Below are 25,918 nucleotides of genomic sequence, written 5' to 3' on the forward strand. Positions count from 1 at the left end.
GTGGCTGCTATAAAAAGCAGTGGATCCTTGAAAAAGCTTTGGTAAACCGGTCCTTAGAAATGGTTGGTATATTGTAATAACACCATTATAAATTTGGATTATTAAATTCAATAGCAAAGAGCGCGACGCAGGAACTTTGTAACCTTCAAAAAGATAAAATTTTTCATATAAAAATGATAAAATTTTAATTGATTGATTATCAGATTAATAGCGGGAAAATAGAAAGCACAGAAGTGAGAGCGATTTTTTCACTCAGCGAGTGGCGCAGCGTTTTAATTGCCCGGTATATCGTATTGCGAAGTATCTGATAATCCAGACCCGTCACCGTGGTAATCTGCTCATAGCTTAACTTTTGGAAAAAGCGAAGAAAAATAATTTCCTGCTGGCGGGCGGGCAGCAGTCTGACTGCATGCTGTAATTTTAAATGAACATCTTCTTTGTACTCGTCGGCGAAAAGACTTTCATGGCTGGCAAAAGAGAGCGCCTCCTCAGAGAAAACATCTGTTGACTGCCGGGCATGAAGCAGATCTTTCAGGATGATACGTCTGAGCGAAACCATCAGGTAGTATTTAACGGAGTCGGGAACAGACAGGTTTTGGCGCCGGTTCCAGATATTGATAAAAAGCTCCTGAACAGCGTCCTGAACCATATCGCGGTTGTAGGTAACCGAAAGTCCATACTTTAAGAGGTAATCGGCGTATCTTTCATAAAAAAAGGCAAGCGCCTGCTGATCTCCGTTCAGGAGTTTGTGCCAATGTTTGGTCTCGTCGGCATTAGTTGAACACAGTGGCATCAATAGACGTTTTAGGAAAGTTAACGGTTTGTATAATAATAAAAGGATAAATTATCTCTAATTTAATATCCCTGATTTATTTTGCCTTACCTGATGTGGTAGCCCGTTCCGATTTTGACTACCTGAAGCGGATACATCTTTTTAAGTTTGTCAAAAAGAATCTGTGAAGAATCGCTGGGAAATGAGCCGGTAAACCGCTGGTCCTGCAGGGCAGTATTATCGATAATAACTTCGATATCGTAGAGGTCCTTCATCATCTCAGAGAGCTCTTTTAAAGACTTACGGCGGAAAATAATCACTTTGTTTTTCCAGGAAGCATACTGGGCGACATCTACTTTTTGTTTGTAAAGCGGATTTTTTGCGCCTGACTGACTGACGCTTTCACCCGGTTTTAAAACAACTGTATTGGCTTTGTTGTAGGTATCAACCACTTTAACCGCTCCGTGGGCGAGCGCAACATTGACTGCCCCCCTTCGGTTTGCCACATTAAAGGCTGTTCCCAGCACCTGAATCGAAAGATCATTGGCATGCACGATAAAAGGGACTTTTTTGCCGTCTACCATTTTTTTGCTGACCTCAAAAAAGGCCTCGCCTTCAACCCAGATTTCCCGCTTTTGATCAAAGGAATTTTCGGCATAGGAAAGTCTGGAATTGGCATTCAGGGTAATCAATGAGCCGTCTGAAAGCGTTATTTTTTTGATCTGTCCAAAAGAAGTAGCGATTTGATGCAAATCGTTTTGTTTGATTATAACTGCGATCGTGCTCAGAACCAAAAGCAAGCTGGCGGCTGAAAGCCAGGATTTCCAATGCAGTGACCGTAGTAAGGAATGCTTTGCGACACGCGGGTGATTGACCCCGTTTTCAATATTTGCCCAAATAGCAGACCGCTCCTGATCGCTCCACTTTTCGGTAAACTCAAAGCTGCCCGCCAGTTCTATGGCTTGCGCGATGACCTGGTGCCGGTCTGGGTTTTGCTGGATCCAATGCTTCCAGAATGAATCATTCTGCTCATCGGGAGCCAGGATCCATTGCTGAAAAAAATTATCTGCCAAAAAATCTTCAACAGTAAAATGTCTATATTTCATCTTGAAAACGGACAAAAAGAAAGATGGATACGTAAACTATTCCCAAGATTAAAAAAGGAATGTTTTGTAACCTTCTAAGGATGAAAATATTTAAAATAAACGATATTTTTCTTAACTGTTTGATAATCAAAATTATATTTATCAAGTTTGATTTTTCTATTTCTTTAAAAGGATCGGCGTTATAGTTATGAGAAGACATTGCAGAATTTTTATCCTTGTTTTGACTTTACTGTCCCTGCACGGGCAGTCTTTTGCACAGAAACAAACTGGGGCCGTCTTTGCCAACGGCGATAAGGTTTGTTTTGTGGGAAACAGCATTACCAACAACGGACAATTTTACAATTTTGTCAATCTGTATTACGCTACACGCTATCCGGATCGGAAAGTGACTTTTATCAACTGCGGAATTTCCGGAGATGTAACTCAGGGCATTTTAAACCGCATGGAAAGTGATATTCTGGTTCACAAACCAAACTGGTGTGTACTGATGATTGGAATGAACGATGTCAGCCGCAGTTTGTATTCGAAAGCCCGGGCTAATGAAGCGGGTATTGAAGAGAAAAAACAGCAGGCACTTGATCTTTACAACAGGAATTTAGAGATCATTGTAAAGAAATTACTGGAAGGGGGAAGAAAACTGATCCTGCAAAAACCATCGATTTATGACCAGACAGGTACGCAGGCGACCGAAAATATGTTTGGCGTCAATGATGCTTTGAAAAAGTGTGCGGATTTTGGCCAGCAGCTGGCAGATAAATACAATCTTGTAACCGTAGACTACTGGACCATTCTGACTAATATCAATAAGACTGTGCAGCAAAAGGATTCAGCTGCGACCATTATTGGTCCCGACCGGGTGCATCCCGGCCCGGAAGGTCATTTGGTGATGGCCTACGAATTTCTGCGTTCAACTGGCGCAGAAAAATATGTCTCAAAAATCGTCATTGCCAGAGATGAGCAAAAAAGCAACAAAGAGAGCCTTAACTGCCAGATCAAAGATATCTCTGTGAAAAAGGGTGAAATACAGTTTTCTGTAAAAGAAAATAGTCTTCCCTTTCCAGTCGATGCATCTGCCGGCAAGGCGCTTGATCTGGTGAATTTTACCAGCGATTTTAATCAGCAGATCTTAAAAATTGAAAACGTCTCTCCGGGCAGCTACCAGCTGCTGATCGACGGCAGTCAGATAGGGAGCTTTTCTTCCGGGCAGCTAAAAGAGGGAATTAATCTTGCCGTTTTTAAAGACACACCCCAATATCATCAGGCGCTAAAAATCATGGCATTGCTGGCAGAATACCGAAAAAATCAGTCGATGTACCGAAACATAGTCACCATCCAGATCCATCATTTGCCTGATAGTTTAAAGGATGCAGACCGCAGTGCGCAACAGGTATTTCTGGAAAAGCGTTTGGAAGAAAAATTCAAGACTTCGCCTCAGTTGACTTACTACACCAATCAGTTTAAGTCCTATCTGGCAAACAAAAGCAAACAGCAGCAGATCATGCAGGCCATGCCTGAAATTATTGAAAAGGTTTTTGCGGCCAATCAACCCGTTGTTCACCGTTTCCGATTGGTATCAACGCCTTAATTACACCTGCCAGGTTTTCAAGATGCTAAAAATACGTGCAGATTTGGTTTTCGTATATGAAACCGTTCCTTTTTAGGCACAGTTTTTATCCTTGTGGTGTCAAATAAATTTGGACGCCCATGGAAGAGAGATATAAATTGATGCTGGCCGACATATCAGCAGCCGTAGGTAATCTCGATAACGTTTTCACTGCCAGTGAATATAACAGCAGCCTGCCGCTGCTCTCATCCGCTAAACGAAGCATTGATTTATTAGAGCAAACCATGGCCCTTCGGGACTGTATCGTACGACTCAACGAGCTGTTTTGGCTTGTCGGGTCGCAAGGTCTTGATCCTGCGGAGTCAAAAAAGGGCAATCTCAGGCTTGCCCTTTGTGAACTGAGCACAAACCAGACAAGCTATCTGGACCGGCTGCGGTATTGGGGAGATAAAACAGTGTCGGTAAGTGTATACAGGCCTTTTGCCACAAAAGTGAAGGTCAGCACGCTTCTGGAAGAAATTACTGTTTTGTGCCGGGTGCTTTCAAAAAACTATTTTTCTGAAAGCATATAGTTAGTTCTCTTCTGGTTTTATTTGAACAGGTTTATTAGGCTCTTGTTTTACCTGGAAACGAATTCGAACCAATGTACCCTGACCAGGTTTACTTTCTACGTCCATGGTCGCTTTCAGCAGCTCGCAAATCTTTTTGACAATGAACAGGCCCAGGCCTTCACTTTCTTTAAAGGCATCATTTCCATCGTAGTCTGCGTGTTTGGAGTCAGGAAGCTGCAAGGCTTTTCCATCCGGATGAATTCCGCTGGTACCGATCGCAGGTTTAAGCTGACCGGCAAAAAATGCAGCCGGAGTATTTTGCTGGAAACCGGGCCCTGTATCCTGGATACTAAGAATCCAGCGGGAATCATTTTCTGTTGCCCAGGTAATGTAGACACCGCCTGTCTGTGTATATTTTAAAGCATTGTGCAAAAGATTTTGCAGGACCCTTTGTATCTGCACCGGATCGCTAAACACTTTCAGGTGCTGCGGACCCTCACCCTGCAGCGTCAGATTCTTCGTCTGCGCCAGTGGCAAAGTGTTGCCGATAATTTGATTGATTAATGCCGCGGCATCAAACTGCTTTAACTCTAAAATTTCCTGGCCTGCCTCGATGCGCGCGTAATCAGTAAGTTGCAAAAGCATTTCACGAATGGATGAAAGATTTTTATTCATCATCTTGGCAAGTTCGGAGCGTTCCTCACCGGAAGCCGGAATTTCCCACATTTCAGAAGCCATCATCAGCACACTAAAGCTTGAGCGCAGATCATGCGAGCTGTGTCTGAGATGTTCGTTGCGTTTTTTTCCTAACTCTTCGAGTTGATTGAAAGCATTTTGCAGGTTTGCTGCCTGCTCAGCAGCCCCCGCTTGTCTGAGCTCATTGTAATAAAGCAAACTTCCGCGGTTTGCATCTGCATAAATTTTAAAGATCTGCTGCTGTACAAACTGTGCTGACTCCAGATCAGTTATTTTACTATTGCGCTCGAATGCATGTATTTCGTCTTGCAAAATGACAAACAGATGCTCTAGTTCGATCAATAGTTCAGATAGCTCATAACCCGTCTGCCAGCGGTGCAGGCCGTGTTCACTGGCAACCAGGATGGGGTCAACACTGATTTTCTCTCCCAGCAGTTTTTGGTTCAGAATATCAAGTAAAACCGGAATCTGATCATTAAACTCTTCTCTGGAAAAACTTGCTTTGCTGTTTAGATTTGTATCCTGCGAGCATACTACCCGCCATTTATTAAGCACGGCTTCTCTTCTTATGTTAAGAAAAGCGACCAGATCATAGTTTGGGCTTTGCTGGGAGGTTTTGTTTTTAGCCATGGAGTGATAAGGGGTTTTAGACTTTTTTCATGCCTCTAATAAAGTTATGCCAGATTGTTAAGTATGGCATCCTAACCCGCCAAAGCGGAATATAAGGCGAAATTTATTGCGAAAATGAATATGTATAAACATTATTAGCGTCGTATATTGAAATAAGTACTAGTTTTGACGCCGCTAAAAGATGCTGGCAGGACTTAATTTAGATCTTAGGGTCTTACAAAGAAATGGGCGCTCAAATGGCAGGCTACTTTATCAATTTTTATGAACGCAGCGAAAAAGATATTTATCGTCGATGATGACGAGGATGACCGGTTTCTTCTCAAAGATGCTGTTTTCAACGTAATTAAAGGAATTGAGATTATTGAAGCCTGCGACGGGATAGAATTGCTCTCGTTGCTGGAGGCAGAAGGTAATTTGGAAAACTGCGTTATTTTAATGGATATGAATATGCCCAGAATGAGTGGTCTTGAGGCTTTATCAGCCATTAAGGCAGAGGAGCATCTGCTGCATATTCCGGTTATTATGATCTCAACGACTAATAATACGGATCTGATTGCGACGGCATACGCCAAGGGAATCAACGCTTTTATATCAAAGCCCTATCAGATCAGTGAATATGAGCAGCTGGCTGATGCGATCAGCGTTTGTTTTCTAAGAATTCCAACTTCACGGACAAAAGCACATCAAATTAAAAACATGGCATCCAAGAGTATTCTGGTTATCGAGGACAACCCCGACCAGCGGATACTAATGTCTTTGGCCTTAAGAAGCTGCATGCCACAGGTAAAAGTGATCAGTCTGGCAGATGAGAATATGGCTTTGGAGCATCTTGAATCACAGTGGGCCAGGTTGTCGGAAACGCCCCGGTTGATTTTGCTGGATCTTTATTTGCCAGACCGACAAAATGGTCTCAGGATTTTAGAAAATCTCAAAAAGTTTTTAGCCGGCTGCAGGTTAATGTCCATACCGGTCATTGTGCTTAGTCATTCTGATAATCCTGTCGATATCAGAGAATGCTACCGCAGCCAGGCCAACGCCTATCTGGTCAAATCCGATGATTTAACCACATGGTTTTCGTTCTTTTCAAATCTTTGCCACTTCTGGATTAATACCATCAGTAGTCAGAACAAGCTTTTACGATAGAAAAATCACAGGCATGCTTACGGCTTTATGTCAAAATGCAACTTGTTCTCATCAAGCCAGTAATTACAAATCAGCCTTAACTGAGAGGTGAAATCTTCTATCTTATTTTGCTTGATAAGTACAGAATTTGCGCCAGCTTTATAACAAGCATCAAGTTGTGCTTTGGTAGCCAGACTAGTAAACACGACGGCAGGTAACGTTTTCCAATCAATGCGTGCACTTGGACTTTGCCGAATTAGTCTGAGAAGTGATTTTCCGTCAATTCCTGGCATGTGCAAATCGAGCAAAATCAGCCCAGGTATCGGACCATGGTAGCCCTCATCGGAAATATTTACCATGTGTCGGTATAGGGCTTCTCCTGATTCGAAAAAACGGATTGTGTGTTTTCGCAGATAATAACCGAATATGCTTCTGACAATGGAACGCTGATCTTCGCTGTCGTCAACAAAATAGATTTCCTTTCTCATAACTTTCCGTGAAAACGTTTTTGATATTTTTACTTACAAATTTCAGGCCACCGGTGCCCGGATGATGTTTTGGCGCCTTGAATAGGATTACGCTTAAAAAACTGTAAAGTAAAAAAACAGCAGTATTATTGTCAATGGCATTGACGCAAAATTGTTACCACCGCTGTTACAACAAGATCAGTCAGGTTGAGCAGTAAGGTGTTTTTACCCTTTCAGGGCGGTGGGCCTTGTGATTCGTCTCAATTTTACGATTCAAATTCTCTGTATTCAAATCCAAAACTAAAAACCTGTTAAAGGGTCTATTTAATGAAAAAGCTGCTAATCGTTGCTACCGTTTTATTCATCAATACTAATGTGATGTTTGCCCAGAAGGGAAAACCGTTGTTTCCCCAAACGCCGGGAATGGTTTCTTACACTTACCGGGCAAGCTTTGCCAAGGATGCCGCCGCCACACTGGACACACTAAAAAGTCTAGGTATAAAGGATATGGAATTTTCAAATCTGTTTGGAAAAACGGCAGCTGAACTCAGGGCGCTGCTCGATGAGCGGGGAATGAGATGTTCTTCCTTTGGTGTGAGCTATGAGGAAGCGCTTAATAAAACCGACCAGGTTGGGCAAAATGCCAAAACATTAGGTGCTAAATTTGTCCGTGTTGCCTGGGTGCCGCATAAGGGTGCGTTCACGCTGGATATGGCAAACCAGACAGTCGCAGATTTTAATAAGATTGGTAAAAAACTAAAAGACGAATTTGGTCTGACTTTCTGTTATCATAATCACGGTTATGAGTTTGAGAAATATGAAGAGGGTACGCTGATGGATTACATCATCACCAAAACGGATCCGAAATATGTAAGTTTTGAGCTGGATGTATTATGGGCATTTTTCCCGGGTGGCGATCCGGCGGCATTGCTTGAAAAGTACCCAACCCGATTTAAGCTCATGCACATGAAAGACCTTCGCAAAGGCGTGGAAGGGAACTTGTCAGGAGGAACGCCGGTGACCAATGATGTAGCGCTGGGAACTGGTCAGATCAACATTCCGGCTGTTTTAAAAGCGGCAAAAAAATCTGCAATTGAGCATTACTATATTGAAGATGAAAGTCCAAGCTACGGCACGCAGGTTCCACAGACGATGGCCTATCTAAAAGGGTTGAAAAATTAATAGTCATCGTTGATCTCATTATGGACAAATAGTTAGCTGAGCATTTAAGCTTGTAAGGATAAATTACGGCTAATAGATTAAAATAAAAAGAGTTGGCGATAAACGGGGTATTTCCGTTAAAAGCCAACTCTTTTCAGTTTCGGAAAGTCCTTTATTTAACAAAAGGTATTGCCCAGAAAATACTTGCCTGAATGACGCTGTTTTTAAAGTCAGGATCGAAACTCTGACCTGTGAAATCGCCCACTTTCGAAAGCCCCGCTATATAGCGCACACCTGCGCCCAAACCAATTTTGGATTGAAAGCCTATACCTGCTCCTGCGGACAGATCCAGGTTTTTTGCAAAGTTGTTTATCGACTGATCGCCCAGATCTGATGAGGTGCGAAAGCCAACCTGTGGGCCTACTTCGACGTAGAATCCACCATTGGTTTTAAATTTTAACATGACCGGTACAGTTACATAATTGACCTTAAAGTCATCTTTTCTGCCCGCATTGTTCACCTTCGCCCCCTGGGTTGAAAACAACACTTCCGGCTGAATCGAGAAAACATTACCAAAGCCGTAGTTTATCACCGCACCGAGGTGGTAACCGACCAAAGCATCTGCTTCAATGTCACCGCCGGTGTAGTTGCTGATATTAATACCCGCTTTCGGGCCGATGCTAAAAGACTGGGAAAATGCAAAGGTGCTGCAAAGCAGCATTAAAGAAACAATCGTTAACTTTTTCACACGTTTTTGGTTTTAGTTTTGAATAATTACAAGAATCGAAGTTTTACTTGCAAATGGCTTGCCAAAGCAAATCTACTTTGATATCTGATGCAAATGTGTTTTTTACCATTCAATAAACAGAGCGCTATCTTATTGAAACGGACAAATCGGTAGCTGGACAGGCGTATTTAAGAAATTTGCAGACAAAATTAATAGGTATGCACAATTTTGTATGGAAGGTGAACTGTATACTTTATATAAAATTCAAATACTTGGAGAATATAATATTTCTTATATTTTCTGGATATTTACGATTGCTGTTAAATAAAAAAAGAGCCTGTGACATTCACAGACCCTTCTTTAAAAATATTGAAGAAGTATAAAATTATTTTGTTTCGAAGCTAATAGAGGATGACATGCTAGATCTACCACCAAAACACACTTCAGGCATGAGCATGCTGTCTGTTTTGCCAGCCCACTTTATATCGTTCCTGTAATGATGAAGACGACTCAGCACCGGAAACATCCGAAAGTACTTTTTTTAATACTTCAATGCTTAACGGTTTTGGCAGATAGCCATTTATTTCAGGATATGCTGTTGCTCTGGCCATATCATCGGGATGCTGAGATGAGCTGGAAATATAAATAAACGGGTTGTAATGGTGATTTTTAAGGTTCCTAAACATTTCGATAAATTGCCATCCATCCATTCTTGGCATGTTAATGTCCAAGAGGATGACGTCGGGCAAATTTCCGGGTGTGTGTTGCCACTGTTCAAAAAAATCAAAAGCATCCTGTCCGTCTTCGAATTGCAGAACGTTAGGTTCTTCAAGGATTTTTCCGATCAGTTTCTGGTTGATAAATCGGCAGACCCAGTCATCATCAATAATGCAGATTTTCATAATTTATAGTCGTTGAGAGTATTATAGCAAACAGTAGCAAAAACCGAGCCACAAGTAAAAGTAATTCTATGCATTCTAGGGTTTTCAGCGATCGAAATGTCATCTGCTTTAAGGAAGTGATAGACTAAACATTATTATTAGCAATTCTAAAATGCTATTTTATCCCTTATTTTCACTTCGTAAACATACTGTTAATGAGTTGATTAACATTGTGTTTAATATGGTTGTATTTAGATATTGGTACGGGCTGTGGAATGAAATTAATCGTATCGCAGTTACCAAAACAACATCATTCAACTTAACTTTTAATGGAAGTAAAAAATATCAAAGCCTACGGTACAGAAGCTGCTGAGTCTGAATTGGAAGCACTAAACATTGAGCGCAGAACGGTTACGGCAAAAGATGTGGAAATCGAGATTCTTTTTTGTGGCGTTTGTCACTCAGATCTTCATCAGGCAAGAAACGAATGGGGCGGTTCTGTGTATCCGATTGTTCCGGGTCACGAAATTGTAGGTAAGATCACTGCTGTGGGTGATCAGGTTACTAAATTTAAGGTTGGCCAGCTGGCAGGAGTGGGCTGTCTGGTCGATAGCTGCCGTGAGTGCGAGCATTGTAAAGACGGATTGGAACAATATTGTCTGGTTGGCGGTGGATATACCTACAACGGAAATGACAAGTTTTTAAACCGCCAGACTTTTGGCGGTTATTCTGAAACGATTGTTGTAGATGAAAACTATGTGTTAAGTATACCTCAAAATCTGGATCTGGCTGCTGCTGCACCTTTACTTTGCGCTGGGATTACCACTTACTCTCCGTTGAAACACTGGAATGTCGGACCGGGGCAAAGAGTAGGCGTGGTAGGACTTGGCGGACTGGGTCACATGGGTATTAAGATTGCCAAAGCGATGGGTGCTGATGTCATTGTTTTCACGACTTCGTCTTCAAAGTTTGAAGATGCCAAACGCTTAGGCGCAGATGAAGTGGTGTTATCCAGCGATGCTTCGCAGATGAAAAAATATGCAGGCAGTCTTCATTTTGTTTTAGATGCCGTCTCTGCTCAGCATGACATAAACGCCTATTTGCAGTTGCTCAAATTGGATGGTACAATCGCCCTGGTAGGTTTGCCGGAGCATGAGCTGCCCATTGGCGCCTTTAATCTGGTAGGAATGCGCAGGAATTTTAGCGGTTCTTCGATTGGTGGTATTGCCGAAACGCAGCAGATGCTTGACTTCTGTGCTGAACATAATATTGTTTCGGATATTGAATTAATCAACATCCAGGACATTAACAAAGCCTATGAGCGTCTGCTTAAAGGAGATGTGAAATACCGGTTTGTGATCGATATGGCTTCTTTAAAAGCGGCGGTTTAATCATATCAGTCATCGTTAAACAGGGGCAGATGGCGTTTTGCTGTCTGCCTTTTTGTAATTGGTTTGCAGATAGAAGAACTGATGGTAACAACTTTGCTCTCCAAATCACATGGTTGATGTTATTAAACCGACTGTTCAACCTCTTTGGGATTGCTGAAATGTTTGTGTTCTGTTTTTCCCCCGGTACAACTGGGGCCATTCATATTTAAGCCTTCCGGGCTTTTCGCCGTGGAAATTACGTGTCATGAGCTACTGCCTGTCAACCCAGGCGGGGTGGAATACAATATACGATTTACACTTCCAGGCTCAAATCAATATTTTTGTGATCACGGAAAATCTCTGTGATTATATCAAAAAGCGTTTGACCGTTCCCATTTTCGATTTCCAGAAGTTTTTCCTCAAAAAGCTTCACATTATAAGGGTAGCCCTTTTTTATTTTCATTTCATAGTTCTTCCTAGTTTCTTCGCGTCCCAGATCCGCTCTGCTCTTAGATGTGTTTTGCCAGATGACAGTAACGGTTTCGCCGGGATCATAGACACCAAAACCTCCATAAAGAATATCGTTGAGTGCATCTAGGCTATGTCCCATCTCCCAGTCCATACCATGCATAAACAGTCTGTTGATTTCCTGGTAGAAACCAGTCAGATCAGAAAAATTATTGCCGTTTATTTTTATTTGTTTCTTCTTCATTGAAAATTTATTCCGGCAAACCGGCATTATTCGGCCCAAATCTGCAAAACTAGAAATCACTGTTGCAAATATATAGGATTGTCCGCTGGCCCATATTGACGTTCTTTGCAGGGAAAGTGAATAAGTTTTAGCACCTGTTAACTAAATGAACAACCGCCTGAGCGTTTTATTGTCCGCCACTATTATTTCATTCGTAGTAATGTTTGTGCCCGGCCGCGGTTTCGCGCAACAAAAACTGGCTTCAAACCGGCTGGATTATCATTTGTCCTGGGACGGAAGATCTTCTTTGTTAAAAGTTGACTTGTTTTACAATACACACCTGGCCGACAGCACTGTTTTTCAGTTTGGCAATCCAAATCCCGGTGGGTTGACTAATATTTTTGGCGTGCTTCAAAATATAAAAGCTGATCGGAATGATTCGTTGCGGATCGCCGGGCAGGATCGCCAGATAATTGTGCGACATCAGACGCCGGGAGTTAAAAAACTTCATTACGAAATTGACGGAACGCCGGTGCTGGATCCTAAAAGAGCAAGACCTAATGAGGCTTTCCGGCCAAGCATCACATCGGGATTCTTTTATTCGCTGGGTTATAACTTATTTATGGACGTAGCCGACAGCAGCTACACCGAGCTCTCATTTGCGTGGGACAGCTGGCCGGAAAACATGCCCTATTTTGTATCGAGCGATCCAAAGGCCAAACCAAACGAAAGACAAATTGTGCCTAATGGTGAGCGAAATAATGTGCTGCTCCAAATGAATGAGAACTTGCAGCGTAAAGAATATGTCGTCAATAAAATTCCGACTTATCTAATTACCTCAAATAGCGATTCGGCAAGTGATATGCAGCAGGGAATGGATCCGCTGGTGACTAAGTTTATTCCCAAAGTGCGCGAGTTCTGGCAGGATTACGACTTTAAGTTCTACTTCGTTAGCATGATTCCTTTGCTGACAAAGGTGCCCCCGACGATGACAGGTATTGGCCTGAAAAATGGATTCGGAACGCGTTACACGGGAGCGCTGGATACAGAAAAAATAGCTACGATCGCACATGAAGTTTCTCACACCTGGATCGGAGGACGCATGCAGCTCAAATCCGTAGGTATGGAAAACGAATGGTTTAATGAGGGCTTCAACGATTATATTGCGATCTACAATTTGGCCAGGGCAGGTCTGTTTGATAAAGCGGCATTTCTGAAATACACCAATGAGGAGATCTTGGGCCAGTATTACCGAAATCCGGAAAACACAACACCTGGTGATTCAATCGAAAAGAATTTTTGGAAAAGCCGCAATTTTGAGAAAATTCCGTATCACCGGGGTTTTATTTACGGTTTTTACCTTGATAATCAAATCCGCCTTTCCAGCGGATCAAAGAGTAATATCAGAGATTTTCTGCTGCTTTTGTACAAGCAAAACAGGAAAAATAAAAAGCAGGTTTTTGCTCTTTCTGATTTCACAGAAGCGTTGTCAGCATTTCTGCCCAAAGACCAGATCATCTCTGAGATAAAAACCTACATGCATCAGGGCAAGGTCCTCGATTTTAGAACCGTAAAATTAATAGATGCGTTTTCATTAAGCTACCAAGACCGGGTTCCCAAAATAAGTATTTCAGATAAGGTATCTATCAAAGAGATATACCGCTGACTTTTCAGATGGCTGAGGGGGATGAAAGACCAATTTTACGACGTAAAACTTACAAAAAGTAAATGCTAAGAATGCTGTAACTTCGAAGCAAACGGCCGCTTTGAGAGCCAGGTTTCCAGTTGGGCATCTGGCTGATGACCCTTTTAATTTCCTCCTGCTGATCTTTGCCGGCATCCGAAACGAGTGGAATGACCTTTGAAATCACACCATCTTTTTCAACTAAAAGTTTTAGATGAATCACTTTTGCGTCCTTTATACGGATAGTACTGATTCGGTATCTGCTGTTTTTTTCTATAAACCTAATCATGGCCAGGCGGCCACCTATAAATTCCGGCGGTGATTCTACTACTAAATAAACTGTTGTATCGAACTTGGTTTGGTTTTTTTGCTGGACCTTCACTGGTGGAATGGATTGGCTGGACGGCAGCCGATTTTCAAAGGCGGGTAGACTTGCGGCTGCAAGCATAAATAATGATAAAGGAAGCTTGTTTCTAGACATAGCGTTGCTGGGATATGACGTGGTTGGTTATTAGCCAATTGTTTTGTACCTGCTATTTCTTCAAAATTAACGAAAATAATATATATAAATAAATTATATATATGTTATTAATATATTTTTTAAAATTTAGTTCAAGTTCCTTTTACTTCAAGCTAATATTTTCCTGCCAACGTATAAGTGAGTACGATAGTGTTAAAATCAGCTATTTTTCTTGTTTTTCCATCCGGATCATGCGGGATATCTACACCAAATCACTACTTTGCGGCCGACATTTATAGAGTTTGTTGGCATTGAAAAAAAATAATTTCTACGAGGAAATCAAAAACGATCCACATGACTTGCTGATTCTTTGGAAAGAAGAATTTGAGAGAAAGTCGGTGATGGGCAACCGCATATTCTGTTTTACATTTTTGATCTGTTATCCGTTAACTTCGGTGCTTTACTACCTGAACGGCAATCCGGATTATCAGTCCATTTTAATGGTGCAACTCGCATGCAGTAGCACCGTCGGACTAGTCGTACTACTTCATTTTCGTGGGTTTATCAATGGTCAGAATGCATCCTTTTTAAGTCGTCTGCTGCTGATCCTTTTCCACTCGTTTGTCCTGGCACGTTTTACAACACTTTATTTTTTTGACCTGAACTTTAATTTGACGCTTCAGTTAATATTCACGCTTTGGGTCCTGCGCTGGAAATTAAGTTATGCCATCATCAGTTCTGTGGCCACGATACTGTGTTTTTCAGCCGCACTTTATATCAGCGGGCCAGAGGTATTTGTGCGTTTTCTCAGAGAGGGTGGGTATTTTTATTTTCTTGGACAGAGTGTTTTTCCTTTGGTAATGCAGATGCGCTACAACAAGCAGTATCGCGAGTTTATTTACTTTCACAGTCTGGAAAGGCAAAACAAAGAGCTCGAAGAGCAAAACAGGCTTGCCAAGCAGGCAACACAGGCAAAATCTGATTTTCTTTCGATGATGAGTCATGAGATCAGAACGCCGCTGAATGGAATTGTGGGAATCGTTCATTTGATGCTTCAGGAAGAGTTAAGGACTGATTTTCAAAGGGAACTGGTCGGAACATTAAAATTTTCATCAGATCATTTAATGGCAGTGGTAAATGACGTGCTGGACTTTAATAAAATCAATTCCAACCATGTCAGGTTAACTGTTGCACCGTTTGATCTTTCACTTCTTCTTAAAAACCTGAAAAAGACCTTTGTCGCCAGGGCGCAGGAAAAACAACTAGAGCTGATCTTCGAAAGCACGCCTTATTTACCTTTGCAATTGACCGGCGATCAGGTGCGACTAAATCAGATCATTACCAATCTGATTCATAACGCCATTAAATTCACAGAAATAGGGTTTGTCAAGCTGGCTGTCACAGAGCTACAAAGGTCGGAGGGCAAAATCAAATTACACTTTGAAGTCAGCGATTCAGGTATTGGTATTCCGTCAGAGGACCAGCCGACGATCTTTGAGATTTTCACCCAGAGTGATAACCAGGCCAATCGCAACAACCGGGGCACCGGGCTGGGACTTGCAATTACAAAAGAACTTTTACGTCTTTTTGAAAGTGATATTTTACTTGATAGTGTGCCAAACAAAGGTTCGAAATTTTCTTTTACCATACAATTCCCCTATGCTGATGAGTCGTTATCATTAGAAAAACCGGTTGGAATCAAGGTTTCACTGCCTCGGGCAAGGGTTCTGGTTGTGGATGATAACGCGGTCAATTTGCTTTTTGCCACCAGTTTGCTTAAAAAGGTTGGGATGCAGTATGATACAGCATTAAACGGGGCCGAGGCGATGGAACAGTATAATGCGAAACATTATGATTTGCTGTTAATGGATCTCAAAATGCCGGTCATGAATGGCTTTGAAGCAACCCGGCTGATCCGCGCAAGAAGCCCGCAGTTGCCAATTATTGCTTTGACTGCCTCTGCGTTTACCGATGAGCGTGAAAAAGCCCTCGCGGGTGGTTTCTCCGGATATCTTGCCAAGCCCTTTCTTCCTGATGAATTCTATGATCTGATCTTTACTTTTCTGACTCCTATCGATCAGGAAAAGTAGTGTTCTTAGGGTTAACTATAATAACTTCACTGACTTTAAGATGCGAAATACCAACTCCAAATCTAGGAATCAGTCTATTTTTTTTGAAAAGTTAACAGACTTTCACTTCAGCTGTAATTGCTGAATCTACGCCAAATACGTACACTGAACCAATTGAACGAACCATTTGCTTAAACCGTCATTGTGATGATGTTAATACTCACAAAAACAACCAGCGTGGCAAAATGCAACAAATTCTAAAAACATAGACGGTTAACTGGTAAGAAAATTAGTGGAATGATTATTGTTTATCTCTGATCAACATAATCCTTTATTTCTTCTAAAATGAGTGAAGAGCACAAGTTCGAAACGCACATTAAAAATTCGGAAAGTTTGGTTAGTCGCAGGCATTTCTTTCGTCGGTCCAGTGCGGCAATTTTGACAACAACACTTTTGTCGTCCTGTAATGTAGTAGATGACATTTTTCCAAACAGGGGTAAATCCGACAGAGATCAGACTCTTGCCTTTTTCGGAGATAGCCTTACTGTTGGAGCAGGAGGGACTGCATCATATGCCACTTTGGTGGCAGCCGAATTTCAAGACCGTACGGTTGCAACCGATGGCATCATCGGTCAGCTCGCTTCCAGCATTGCAGTTAGGCAGGGTGGCTTACCTTTAAAGATAACCGTTGAAGGCAATAAGCTAAATGGAATTCAGCCGATTAGAATTACCAAGTTAAGCAACATGTTTTTATCAACTGGGTCAAACTACAACGAGTACAGCCGCACTGGTACGATTGGCGGAGTACGGTGCACGATTAAACGCACAGCCAATGCGCAGGGAGAAACATATACGATCACACCCGGTACGGTTAGCGTCATTGACATTGCGGCAGACTCGGTATTTTTACTCGATGACGCTTCCCGGCTGAGAACCGCGACGCAAATTTTATGGTATGGCCGAAATAACGTCCGGATGGCAAATGGAGAGCAGGAAATTCTCAGTTCCCTGGAAAGCTCGATTGCCTATATTACTACGCCTGCCAGATACATTGTTGTAGGTGTGCTTCTTGCATCAGGTGAAATAAAGGGCAACGCAGATTTTAACAAGGTGGCAGCAATCAATGCCAGCCTTTCGGCTAAATATGGCAAGTCCTTTGTAGAGATGACACCTCCGACAGATGCTGAAATGACCGCCATAGGTTACACACCTACGGCAAATGACAAAATAGATTTGCAGAACCAGAATTTCCCAAGAGGCCTTCGGGCCGATGGCGGCGATGATATTCACTTAAATGACAAAGGTTATCATATTGTTGCCAACCGCGTTATCGCGAAAATTAAAGAGCTTAAATATTGATGCACAGGCATTTTTAAACATTAGCAGGGCTGTTTTTTGCACCTGCTTTTCTTTTGTCATTTGTGGAAATAGGTGGTAATTCGGGAAATTTAATAAATTGGGGTACTGATGAATTAAATGTTGTACAATGCCCATACACGTCGCAATTACCAGAAAGGTACTTCCGGGAAAGGAAGAAGAATTTAAAGCGGCCCTTCGCGATTTTCTCGGAGAGTCATTTTTGCATGGTGGTGTGCAGGGGGCGGCCATGATCACTGCGCTTCCCGGCGCTGACAACCGCGAGATTGGTATACTAAGAACTTTTGCTGACCAGGCGGAAAGGGATGCTTTTTATAATTCTAAACTATTCAAGGACTGGGAAAAGTATGCTTCAAAGCTAACTGAACAGCCAGTTTATCGTGAGCTTAACGGCCTTGAAGCCTGGTTTCGTTCTCCGGAGCCTCCACCGCGCTGGAAAATGGCTGTCGCTACACTATGCGGTGTTTTTCCAACAAGTTTGTTTTTGTCTTTAACATTAGGTGCGTTGATCAAAGACTTTCCTGTGATGATAAGGGTGCTGCTGATAGCTGCCTGCATGGTTGGTTTATTAACCTGGGTTATCATGCCAGTGGTTATTAAATTTCTAAAACCCTGGCTTTCAGGGAAATAAAATGACCATAATCGCACTTGAACGACGGGCCCCCTGTGACTAATTAATCCCAGTGGTTTGCTTTAAGACGCAGTCAGAGAGACATAATCGATAACGGGAGATTTACGGGCAAGCTTTTAGGACTGCCCTGTGCAGAACCGCTTAAACAAAATGGAGATGATCAGCAAGATCGGACTGGGCGGCAGCTGCCACTGGTGTACGGAAGCAATCTTTTTATCACTTAACGGAGTTATACGCGTAGAACAGGGCTGGATTACATCTTTGCCACCTGACAGTGATTTTTCGGAAGGCGTGCTGGTTCATTTCGACGAATCCATCATTTCTTTGCAAACCCTTATTGCGGTGCACCTGCATACACATAGCTGCACGTCCACGCATAGGATGCGTTCTAAATACCGGTCTGCGGTGTATACATTTTCACCTATTCAGACAGAATATGCCAAAAATGCTGTTGATAATCTGCAACATAATTTTAAAGACAAAATTATCACACAAGTCATCCCTTTTATTACATTCAGGCTCAATCAGGAATCTTACTTGAATTACTATTATAGCAATCCGCAAAAACCTTTTTGCGAAAATGTAGTCAATGACAAACTTAGGTTGCTGCTTAGAGACTTTTCAGCTCAGGTAAACAGTGAAAAGTTGAAAGATCTGTGAATTTAAATGCGCGACAGAGACTGGCTTAATGCGGTTAAATTCCGTAATGAATTTATATCATTGTAAGTATTTCTCCATTTAATAGAATAAAAGTTAAGTAAGAGAAGAATTATGCCAAATTTTAAACTTTATTTTATTTAAAACGACGTATTAATTAAAATCAATTTTATATTTACGGGTACGCTACCGAAAACTTAAAAACACGCCATACATTCTATCAGGGGACTTTTCAGAATTCCGGTACAACAGCAGTTTTTAATTGTATTATTTGCGGTTACCTACCCGAAATTTGGATTGACGATTGGCCTGGCTTTTCGTGCTGAACAAACCAATGGGACTAGAAGTGCGAACATCGGGTAATACCGAAACTGATAAACTTACCTATTGTTGTCTGAATTTGCGGGTACGTACCCATTTTTATTTTTTATCCATTGCTTCACTTTCACTCTTTTTACTTTATGAACCGAAAACTATTACTACTTCTGGGTGTTTTGCACCTGGGTATCTGGCCTGAAAATGCGCAGGCTCACCGGCTGGCCCGGAATAATGCGACTGTACAATTCAGAGCTGACCAGACCGTTAGCGGGCGCGTAACGGCTGAAAACGGAGATGTTCTGCCTGGCGTTACCGTTATGATGAAAGCCACCACCACAGGCACTACCACTGACATAGAGGGAAACTACAAAATCAGCGTAACCGGCCCGAGCGCGATTCTGGTATTTTCCTATGTTGGGTATGCAACCAGGGAAATAACAGTTGGAAATAGCTCTGTGGCAGATGTAAAGCTATCAACAGATGATAAAAACCTCAATGAAGTCATCGTCGTTGGTTACGGGAATCAGGAAAGGCGTGATGTGACGGGCGCTGTTTCGATGGTCAAATCTCAGAATATCAAGGATCTGCCTCTGACAAGTGCCGACCAGAAATTATCTGGTCAGGTTGCCGGGGTACAGGTTAGCCAGGTTACCGGAACGCCCGGTGGGGGTGTAGTCGTGCGTGTCAGAGGTTCAGGCTCACTGGGCGCTGGTGATGATCCGCTTTATGTGATCGACGGCTTTCCTGTCACCAATTCATTTGACAAGTCGACCAATCCGCTCAGCGCACTTAATCCCGATGACATAGAGTCCATAACCGTATTAAAGGATGCCTCTTCGACGGCAATTTATGGTTCGAGAGGAGCAAATGGGGTGATTCTGATTTCGACCAAACAAGCCAAAGCAGGCACTTCCAAAATTGAATTCAATGCCTACGGCGGCTTTCAGATTGCACCGCAGCGCAGCAAAATCAAGATGATGAACGCTGAGCAGTTTGCGAACTTCCGTACCGACTACCGCCAGGACCTGGCCAAATTTGAAGGCAGAACCTTTGACCCGGCGAGTATTCCGGCAGATTATCAGAATCCATCCGCTCTGGGAGCGGGAACAGACTGGTATGATGTGCTGACCAAGACAGCTGCCCAGCAAAACTATAACTTAACCTTTTCGAAAGGGACTGACAATCTAAGAAGTGTGCTTTCGGCCGGTTATTTCAATCAGGATGGGGTGATCAGAAATACAGGTTTTGAAAGATATTCACTAAGACTGAATGTGGACGGATCGCCGATGAAAAATGTCAGGATCGGCCTGAATCTGAATCCTTCATTTGTAAACCGGAAAATAGCCAATACTGAAGGGCAGTCCAACACCAGTTTGCTTACGCAGGGGCTTCTCAACAGCCCCGTGGCGGCGGTTTACAATGCAGACGGAACCTACAACCAAAGAGTTACATCTACCGACGCTTTTGTGAATGCGAATCCTTTGAGCACGCTTTTAGATACGAAAAATTCCTCTGCAACCGCGCGCGTTCTAACCAATACCTACCTGGAAGTAACTCCACTGCCCGGTCTGACGCTGAAAACCACATTTAATGTCGATTATACCTCAGCCCGTTTTGATTTATTCAAAGCCTCTACTGTGGGTACTTTTCGTAACCCGCCTCCACAGCCGGCAACCGGATCGGTGATCAATAATTCAATGATCAACTGGCTTAATGAGAATACACTTACTTATAACCGCACATTTGGCAAACACCGTTTTGACGCACTGCTTGGTTATACAGTTCAAAAGGAAGTTTATCGTCAGAATGCTACCTATGGAGCGAGTTATCCAAGTGATGCTGTTGAGACTATTAATGCGGCCACTGCTGTGACGGCCGGAGCCGACTATCAGGAATGGCGCCTTTTGTCTTACCTGGCGCGTATCAACTACAGCCTGGCAGACCGATATCTGCTTAGCGTGGCCATTCGCCGTGACGGATCGAGCCGGTTTGGAGTGGATAATCGCTGGGCCAACTTCCCTTCCGTGTCGGGTGCATGGAGAGTGTCCGAAGAGCATTTCTTTCCTAAAACGCCCTGGGTAGAAGAGGTCAAAATCAGGGCCAGCTATGGTCTTTCGGGGAATAACAATATTGGTAACTACGCCTATATACCCCGGATTGGTACAGACAATTATAATTTTGGAGGAACACTCGCCAGCGGATTTCTTTTAAGCTCACTGGCTAACAGCCAGCTTGGTTGGGAAAGCTCCCGGCAGACAGATCTTGGCCTGGATGTGGCACTGCTGAAAGGCCGGCTGTATGTATCTGCTGAATTTTACAATCGCCACACCGAGGATATGCTTCAAACTCTTGATATCCCGGCTTCTTCCGGATTCAGCTCAGCGATTACCAATGTTGGTAATGTACGTAACCGTGGTTTTGAGTTGTCGGTTAACTCTAAGAATGCAGTTTCGGGTAAATTTAAATGGGATACCGATTTCAATATTTCTTTTAACCGCAATAAGGTTCTGGACATCGGAGGCAAAACCCAGATTCTCTCCGGGGAGCTTAGCAGCAACATCACCAAGGTAGGCCAACCTATGGGTATGTTTTACGGATTTGATTTCCAGGGAATTGTTCAGAATCAAACAGAGCTGGATGCAATCCCCAAATATGCCGGGCAGGTTGTGGGTTCTGTCAAATACCGCGATGTGAACGAAGATGGTAAAATCGATGTCAATGACAGAACAACCATCGGCAGTCCGTACCCGAAATTTACCTGGGGTATGACCAACCGTTTCAGCTACGGAAAACTTGATATGTCGGTTTTGATCACGGGTGTACAGGGCAGCCAGATCTTTGATGTCTACAAACGCTTTACGACCAATATTGATGGGGTCTTCAATGTCGAAGAAGCAGTGAAAGACCGCTGGAGATCCCCGGAGCAACCCGGTAACGGAGAAATTCCGACCACAAATGCAAGTACATCCTGGTCGCGGGAGCTTAATTCACTGTGGGTTAAAAATGCTTCCTTTGTCTCTGTTCGTAACATCACGTTAGGTTACACGATAAAAACACCGTCCAAATTCTCTGCCCGTGTTTATGCAAGCGGACAAAACATGTTTTTGTTCTCTCCTTACAAAGGTGGCTGGCCTGAGCTGAGCTACCAGGGAAATAGTTCGCTGGCTCCGGGAATCAACTACACGGGTTATCCAGTCCCGGTTTCCTACATTTTGGGTGTTAATTTTCAATTCTAATTCAGAGCATTACCATGAAATACAACCTTATCATTATTTTTGCGCTCGCCTTGGCTGGCTGCAAGCAATCGTTTCTTGATGTTACTCCGCAAACCTATCAGAGCTCCAATACTTTTTACAACACAAAAGACCAGTTTATCCAGGCAGTCAATGCTGCGTACAGTCCGCTTCAGGCGATTTACAGCGGCACCAATGTAGGCCCCGGCGGCCAGTTGTGGGCCCTGGCAGAAATGCGTTCGGATAATTCTTCCTATCAGTTTAATACCAGCGACCGGTCGGGACAATCCCTGGAAGAAATTGACGAGTTTCGGGAAAATAACAGCAATTCCTATCTAAGCGCGTTCTTTAATGGCAGTTATTCAGGAATTTCCCGCTGCAACATTATTCTGGAAAGACTCGCCGCTTCGTCGGCTGTTGATGCGGCTACCAGTAGCCAGGTAAGCGGTGAGGCCAGTTTTCTCAGAGCGTTTTATTATTTTAATCTTATCCGCGTTTTTGGCAGCGTGCCGGCAGTTTATAGTGAGGTAACCTCGACAGACAATTCATTTGCAACAGCCAGTCCTGTGGCTTCCTCTGCGATCTACCCAAAGATCATCGAAGACGCTGTGGCGGCCATCTCCAAGTTACCTGAGAGTTATACAGCGGCAACAGACAAGGGGCGCGTGACAAAAGCAACGGCCCGCACTTTGCTTGCCGAGGTATATATGACGCAAAAAAATTGGAACGGCGCCCTTGAACAACTTAACGCCATTGTCGCCTCGGGTAAGTATCAGCTCAATGCCAACTACGCTGACAACTTCGATGTCACCAAAGAAAACGGGCCGGAATCCATTTTTGAGATTCAGTACATCGTCGGATCCAACAGTGAGTATAGCAACTTTATTTACACATTCGCTCCCTGGAATTCGGGAACAAAAGTAGCTTATCTGGGTGTAGCAGCAGCCGGCTGGAATATTCCTACCCAGGATATGCTCGAGGCTTATGAAGAGGGGGATACAAGATTAGCCGCCTCAATTGGTCGCGATTTTACGGACCCTACAACAAATACGCTCGTGCCCTATATCAAAAAGTATCAAAGTACGCACGCTGTGCGCTATCAGACCGGTAATAACTTTCCGGTATACCGTTATTCAGATGTGCTGTTGATGCTCGCTGAGAGTCTGAACGAGACCGGCGCGACAGCTTCGGCATTTACCTCCCTGAATCAGGTGCGTAGCCGCGCGGGGCTGGCAGCTAAAACACCGGCGCAGCTTAGCTCGCAGACCGCGTTCAGACAGGCCGTTGCCCAGGAAAGACGTGTTGAGCTGGCCTTTGAGAACCACCGCTGGTTTGATCTGCTTCGTTATGGAACTGCCACAGAAGTTATGACACTGCACGCTGTGAGGGAAAAGGCGCTTAAAACCTATATGGTTGGCATTGCTTATCAGGCAATTCCACTGGTATTCCCATACCCGCTTCGTGAGCAGTTGCTGGCGCCATAAGTGCTAAGCAGATTGTAATTAAAGTAATGTTTGATATCATGTCAGAAAGTTCAGAGCTGGCCAAAAGGGTTGGTTCTGAGCTTTCTGATTTTCAAACTGCAACAACTTCACCGTTCAAAATTGGCTTGATCTGTCCGGATTGGCAAGCGACTACCACCACTCATTTGCTTTTCTTTTAATGTTTATCCTGTCGCTTTGCATTCTGTAAACCGGATTTGTTCCTGCTTTAAGAATTCCGACCTGATACTCACCTTCCGGAAAAGATAAATTAGAAATGTTGCCTCTCAACTCGCCGATATAATACGTTCTGGTTTTTAGAAACTGTAAAATGGTATTTCTTTCCAGATTAAGATTTACCAGAAACTCATAATCCTGATTTTTCAGGATCACAAAGTAATCGCTGCTGTTTCGCTCTCCGGAACGAATTCCGGGTACCAGAAAATCATAACCGTTACCGTTTTGGGAAATCACATTTAAGACAGGAAGGATGGACGTATCCTGACTCATACGAGCGCCTTTAAGAAAATCAACGAACTCAACAGTTAATACACCAGCCTTGATAGAAGGTTCATACTGGGCTTTTTCTCCTTGTTGGGAAGCTCCACCCCATGCCCCGTAATTAGCCAGAAAAGAATTGTTATTGTTTTTGTAATTAAAAATCAGTGTCAGGTAGTTTCTTGATTCTACTTTTGTTTGTTGAACAAGGAAAAAATAGCTTAGCAACCAAATGCAAAAGGATCCTGCCAGGCCGGTATAAAAGACAAGTTTTCTCAGATTGATTGCCTGAAACAAAACCAAAGCCATCGAGTAGGCCAGTATTTCAGTGATGATCGGGTATAATTTCAACCGCTTTTCAAAAATTTGAGATCCATCGGCGGGATTAGTCCTTCCAATGATCACCATATACGTAGTAACAAATAATAGGGCGGTTACGGACGTAAAAAACAGACGTGACTTTGGATGAGCTTTAAACCACAAATACTGCTTTTCGATGACCGACAAAATCGTATTGAATGAATTTTTTCCTTTAAGTCTTACCAGATAACTGCCAAACCAGCCTACAAAAATACCGTAAAGCAAAATTGCCCAGCATAAACTTCCAAGCAGAATAGAAGGCCAAAACCGCATTCTCCAAATTGTATCAACATCGACCTTCCCGGGTTCAAACATTACCACGCCCCCGGTGCAGGTAACCAGGTAAATGAGTTTATTGAATAATGTAAAAGATGGTTCTCCCGGGTTTATGTATGGAAGTCCCCATCCCGGATGATTGTAATTTCTAAAATACAGAGCGAACGTGACTGCTGTGACCAGTAGCCACATCAACAGCTGTGGATATTTTCGCCTTAGAAACAGCGCAAGAGCTACGCTTGGAAAAGCCAGAAGTCCACTCGAAAAACTTCCTGCCGCAATTAGTGCCGAAAAAACCGCAGCTACGAACCACAGTTTGCTGTCTTTCAGGACCAATATTACGGCAAGCAGTGCAAACAACAATGAGGGAGGATACAACTGGTTGGTAAGTGCCCAGAATATATAATCGCGTAATCTTGGGTTAAACAGCAGCAAGACAGCGGGTAACAGGTTGATTATTGGAAGCCCGCTCTGAACTAGCAGCCAGGCAAAAACAGCTGTAAAGAGCACTGACATTATGATTCCTCCCCACATCGTGACTGTCAGATCCAGGTAACCACCGTTCAATTTTGCAGCAATTAGTGAAACAGCCCTTGCATAATAATAACGATGGCCGAAAGAGAAACCGCCCCAGTCATCTAATCTTTTTGCCCATGTGCTGTCATCCCATAAACGCACAAAATTGGCCATCATTGAATCCTCATGCTGGGGGTAATTAACCCTGAATTCGAAAAAATAAGCACAGTAAATCAGTACTATTGCAAGTGAAATTAAAACAAATAAAATCGGTTCGTATCTACCTGTAATGGTCTTTTTTAGCATATCTTGAAGTTTGGCTGAGAAAAGAGGCGCAAACTGAGCCACCTCCGGAAGTGCAAACTGAGCCACTCCCGGAAGTGCAACTTGAGCCACTTTGGAGAGGTATAATTTGGTAGCTGTAATTCCTGAAGTTTGTCCTGGTATTGACCTGAAACATAGCGGTCGCTGCCAGATGAACCATGGCTAACCAGCGAATCCAAATGTTTCAAGTCAAACGCATCATTGAACTGCGGGCCTCAAAGAAGAGTAACCGCTTTATTGCCCGGGTTTTAGGTATATCCCGCAATACGCTCGACAGCTATCTAAAGCAATTGTCC

General features: G+C 43.1%; 21 protein-coding genes. 12 read left to right on the forward strand and 9 right to left on the reverse strand.

Annotation, left to right across the window (positions count from 1 at the left end):
* Nucleotides 1-199: 199 nt before the first annotated feature.
* Complete coding sequence (locus E0F88_RS16920; RefSeq protein ID WP_131959445.1) at nt 200-793, reverse strand: RNA polymerase sigma factor; 594 nt, start codon at nt 791-793, stop codon at nt 200-202.
* Between the two features lie 86 nt (nt 794-879).
* Nucleotides 880-1,878, reverse strand: coding sequence for a FecR family protein (locus tag E0F88_RS16925; RefSeq protein ID WP_131959446.1), 999 nt, complete (start codon nt 1,876-1,878; stop codon nt 880-882).
* A gap of 220 nt (nt 1,879-2,098) precedes the next feature.
* On the opposite strand from E0F88_RS16925, the gene E0F88_RS16930 reads away from it, so the two are divergent.
* Nucleotides 2,099-3,463 (forward strand): SGNH/GDSL hydrolase family protein, encoded by a 1,365-nt coding sequence (locus tag E0F88_RS16930; protein WP_165940093.1) that lies wholly within the window; start codon nt 2,099-2,101, stop codon nt 3,461-3,463.
* A 119-nt stretch (nt 3,464-3,582) separates the two neighbouring features.
* Nucleotides 3,583-4,014, forward strand: a complete 432-nt coding sequence (locus tag E0F88_RS16935) for a hypothetical protein (RefSeq protein ID WP_131959448.1) — start codon at nt 3,583-3,585, stop codon at nt 4,012-4,014.
* Here the strand turns inward: E0F88_RS16935 and E0F88_RS16940 are convergent, their stop codons facing one another.
* Complete coding sequence (locus tag E0F88_RS16940) at nt 4,015-5,319, reverse strand: sensor histidine kinase (RefSeq protein ID WP_131959449.1); 1,305 nt, start codon at nt 5,317-5,319, stop codon at nt 4,015-4,017.
* 261 nt (nt 5,320-5,580) lie between these two features.
* Between E0F88_RS16940 and E0F88_RS16945 the strand changes: the two genes are divergently transcribed.
* Nucleotides 5,581-6,462, forward strand: coding sequence for a response regulator (locus E0F88_RS16945; protein ID WP_131959450.1), 882 nt, complete (start codon nt 5,581-5,583; stop codon nt 6,460-6,462).
* 17 nt (nt 6,463-6,479) lie between these two features.
* Here E0F88_RS16945 and E0F88_RS16950 read toward each other — a convergent pair whose 3' ends face one another.
* On the reverse strand, nt 6,480-6,929 hold the full coding sequence (locus E0F88_RS16950; protein ID WP_131959451.1) for a response regulator: 450 nt from the start codon (nt 6,927-6,929) through the stop codon (nt 6,480-6,482).
* A gap of 306 nt (nt 6,930-7,235) precedes the next feature.
* Here E0F88_RS16950 and E0F88_RS16955 point away from each other — a divergent pair, with 306 nt between their 5' ends.
* The gene (locus E0F88_RS16955) at nt 7,236-8,090 is read left to right on the forward strand and encodes a sugar phosphate isomerase/epimerase family protein (protein ID WP_131959452.1); all 855 of its coding nucleotides are present in this window, start codon (nt 7,236-7,238) and stop codon (nt 8,088-8,090) included.
* Nucleotides 8,091-8,241: 151 nt separating this feature from the next.
* On the opposite strand, the gene E0F88_RS16960 is transcribed toward E0F88_RS16955, so the two are convergent.
* Both E0F88_RS16960 and E0F88_RS16965 read right to left on the reverse strand, forming a co-directional pair.
* Nucleotides 8,242-8,817 carry a porin family protein gene (locus E0F88_RS16960; RefSeq protein WP_131959453.1) on the reverse strand — a complete coding sequence of 192 codons (576 nt, stop codon included), beginning with the start codon at nt 8,815-8,817 and terminating at the stop codon, nt 8,242-8,244.
* A 422-nt stretch (nt 8,818-9,239) separates the two neighbouring features.
* Nucleotides 9,240-9,698, reverse strand: coding sequence for a response regulator (locus E0F88_RS16965; RefSeq protein ID WP_131959454.1), 459 nt, complete (start codon nt 9,696-9,698; stop codon nt 9,240-9,242).
* A gap of 308 nt (nt 9,699-10,006) precedes the next feature.
* Here E0F88_RS16965 and E0F88_RS16970 point away from each other — a divergent pair, with 308 nt between their 5' ends.
* Nucleotides 10,007-11,068, forward strand: a complete 1,062-nt coding sequence (locus E0F88_RS16970; protein ID WP_131959455.1) for an NAD(P)-dependent alcohol dehydrogenase — start codon at nt 10,007-10,009, stop codon at nt 11,066-11,068.
* 292 nt (nt 11,069-11,360) lie between these two features.
* Here the strand turns inward: E0F88_RS16970 and E0F88_RS16975 are convergent, their stop codons facing one another.
* Nucleotides 11,361-11,759: a barstar family protein gene (locus E0F88_RS16975; protein WP_220466311.1), complete on the reverse strand. Its 399-nt coding sequence runs from the start codon at nt 11,757-11,759 to the stop codon at nt 11,361-11,363.
* Between the two features lie 145 nt (nt 11,760-11,904).
* Here E0F88_RS16975 and E0F88_RS16980 point away from each other — a divergent pair, with 145 nt between their 5' ends.
* Nucleotides 11,905-13,404 carry a M61 metallopeptidase family protein gene (locus E0F88_RS16980; RefSeq protein ID WP_131959456.1) on the forward strand — a complete coding sequence of 500 codons (1,500 nt, stop codon included), beginning with the start codon at nt 11,905-11,907 and terminating at the stop codon, nt 13,402-13,404.
* Between the two features lie 49 nt (nt 13,405-13,453).
* On the opposite strand, the gene E0F88_RS16985 is transcribed toward E0F88_RS16980, so the two are convergent.
* Nucleotides 13,454-13,903, reverse strand: a complete 450-nt coding sequence (locus E0F88_RS16985) for a hypothetical protein (RefSeq protein WP_131959457.1) — start codon at nt 13,901-13,903, stop codon at nt 13,454-13,456.
* A gap of 290 nt (nt 13,904-14,193) precedes the next feature.
* Between E0F88_RS16985 and E0F88_RS16990 the strand changes: the two genes are divergently transcribed.
* The 6 genes from E0F88_RS16990 to E0F88_RS17015 all read left to right on the forward strand — a co-directional run bounded on the left by E0F88_RS16990 (nt 14,194) and on the right by E0F88_RS17015 (nt 23,651).
* On the forward strand, nt 14,194-15,972 hold the full coding sequence (locus E0F88_RS16990; protein ID WP_131959458.1) for a response regulator: 1,779 nt from the start codon (nt 14,194-14,196) through the stop codon (nt 15,970-15,972).
* A 324-nt stretch (nt 15,973-16,296) separates the two neighbouring features.
* Complete coding sequence (locus tag E0F88_RS16995; RefSeq protein WP_229213794.1) at nt 16,297-17,310, forward strand: SGNH/GDSL hydrolase family protein; 1,014 nt, start codon at nt 16,297-16,299, stop codon at nt 17,308-17,310.
* Nucleotides 17,311-17,437: 127 nt separating this feature from the next.
* Complete coding sequence (locus tag E0F88_RS17000) at nt 17,438-17,959, forward strand: putative antibiotic biosynthesis monooxygenase (protein ID WP_131959459.1); 522 nt, start codon at nt 17,438-17,440, stop codon at nt 17,957-17,959.
* 156 nt (nt 17,960-18,115) lie between these two features.
* On the forward strand, nt 18,116-18,619 hold the full coding sequence (locus tag E0F88_RS17005) for a peptide-methionine (S)-S-oxide reductase (protein ID WP_229213795.1): 504 nt from the start codon (nt 18,116-18,118) through the stop codon (nt 18,617-18,619).
* Between the two features lie 458 nt (nt 18,620-19,077).
* Nucleotides 19,078-22,170, forward strand: coding sequence for a SusC/RagA family TonB-linked outer membrane protein (locus E0F88_RS17010; RefSeq protein ID WP_131959461.1), 3,093 nt, complete (start codon nt 19,078-19,080; stop codon nt 22,168-22,170).
* Nucleotides 22,171-22,184: 14 nt separating this feature from the next.
* The gene (locus E0F88_RS17015) at nt 22,185-23,651 is read left to right on the forward strand and encodes a RagB/SusD family nutrient uptake outer membrane protein (RefSeq protein ID WP_131959462.1); all 1,467 of its coding nucleotides are present in this window, start codon (nt 22,185-22,187) and stop codon (nt 23,649-23,651) included.
* Between the two features lie 150 nt (nt 23,652-23,801).
* On the opposite strand, the gene E0F88_RS17020 is transcribed toward E0F88_RS17015, so the two are convergent.
* On the reverse strand, nt 23,802-25,694 hold the full coding sequence (locus E0F88_RS17020) for a hypothetical protein (RefSeq protein WP_131959463.1): 1,893 nt from the start codon (nt 25,692-25,694) through the stop codon (nt 23,802-23,804).
* Nucleotides 25,695-25,918 lie beyond the last annotated feature (224 nt).

It is taken from the genome of Dyadobacter psychrotolerans (assembly GCF_004349265.1).
In the GTDB taxonomy this organism is placed as follows: Bacteria; Bacteroidota; Bacteroidia; order Cytophagales; family Spirosomataceae; genus Dyadobacter; species Dyadobacter psychrotolerans.

What these genes read in the sequence shown, in the direction of transcription:
- E0F88_RS17015 (WP_131959462.1), top strand. Translation starts at nt 22,185, where the DNA reads ATGAAATACAACCTTATCATTATTTTTGCGCTCGCCTTGGCTGGCTGC.
- E0F88_RS16925 (WP_131959446.1), bottom strand. Translation starts at nt 1,878, where the DNA reads ATGAAATATAGACATTTTACTGTTGAAGATTTTTTGGCAGATAATTTT.
- E0F88_RS16955 (WP_131959452.1), top strand. Translation starts at nt 7,236, where the DNA reads ATGAAAAAGCTGCTAATCGTTGCTACCGTTTTATTCATCAATACTAAT.
- E0F88_RS16975 (WP_220466311.1), bottom strand. Translation starts at nt 11,759, where the DNA reads ATGAAGAAGAAACAAATAAAAATAAACGGCAATAATTTTTCTGATCTG.
- E0F88_RS16935 (WP_131959448.1), top strand. Translation starts at nt 3,583, where the DNA reads ATGGAAGAGAGATATAAATTGATGCTGGCCGACATATCAGCAGCCGTA.
- E0F88_RS17000 (WP_131959459.1), top strand. Translation starts at nt 17,438, where the DNA reads ATGCCCATACACGTCGCAATTACCAGAAAGGTACTTCCGGGAAAGGAA.
- E0F88_RS17005 (WP_229213795.1), top strand. Translation starts at nt 18,116, where the DNA reads ATGATCAGCAAGATCGGACTGGGCGGCAGCTGCCACTGGTGTACGGAA.
- E0F88_RS17010 (WP_131959461.1), top strand. Translation starts at nt 19,078, where the DNA reads ATGAACCGAAAACTATTACTACTTCTGGGTGTTTTGCACCTGGGTATC.
- E0F88_RS16980 (WP_131959456.1), top strand. Translation starts at nt 11,905, where the DNA reads ATGAACAACCGCCTGAGCGTTTTATTGTCCGCCACTATTATTTCATTC.
- E0F88_RS16985 (WP_131959457.1), bottom strand. Translation starts at nt 13,903, where the DNA reads ATGTCTAGAAACAAGCTTCCTTTATCATTATTTATGCTTGCAGCCGCA.
- E0F88_RS16945 (WP_131959450.1), top strand. Translation starts at nt 5,581, where the DNA reads ATGAACGCAGCGAAAAAGATATTTATCGTCGATGATGACGAGGATGAC.
- E0F88_RS16920 (WP_131959445.1), bottom strand. Translation starts at nt 793, where the DNA reads ATGCCACTGTGTTCAACTAATGCCGACGAGACCAAACATTGGCACAAA.
- E0F88_RS16995 (WP_229213794.1), top strand. Translation starts at nt 16,297, where the DNA reads ATGAGTGAAGAGCACAAGTTCGAAACGCACATTAAAAATTCGGAAAGT.
- E0F88_RS16950 (WP_131959451.1), bottom strand. Translation starts at nt 6,929, where the DNA reads ATGAGAAAGGAAATCTATTTTGTTGACGACAGCGAAGATCAGCGTTCC.
- E0F88_RS16970 (WP_131959455.1), top strand. Translation starts at nt 10,007, where the DNA reads ATGGAAGTAAAAAATATCAAAGCCTACGGTACAGAAGCTGCTGAGTCT.
- E0F88_RS16965 (WP_131959454.1), bottom strand. Translation starts at nt 9,698, where the DNA reads ATGAAAATCTGCATTATTGATGATGACTGGGTCTGCCGATTTATCAAC.
- E0F88_RS16940 (WP_131959449.1), bottom strand. Translation starts at nt 5,319, where the DNA reads ATGGCTAAAAACAAAACCTCCCAGCAAAGCCCAAACTATGATCTGGTC.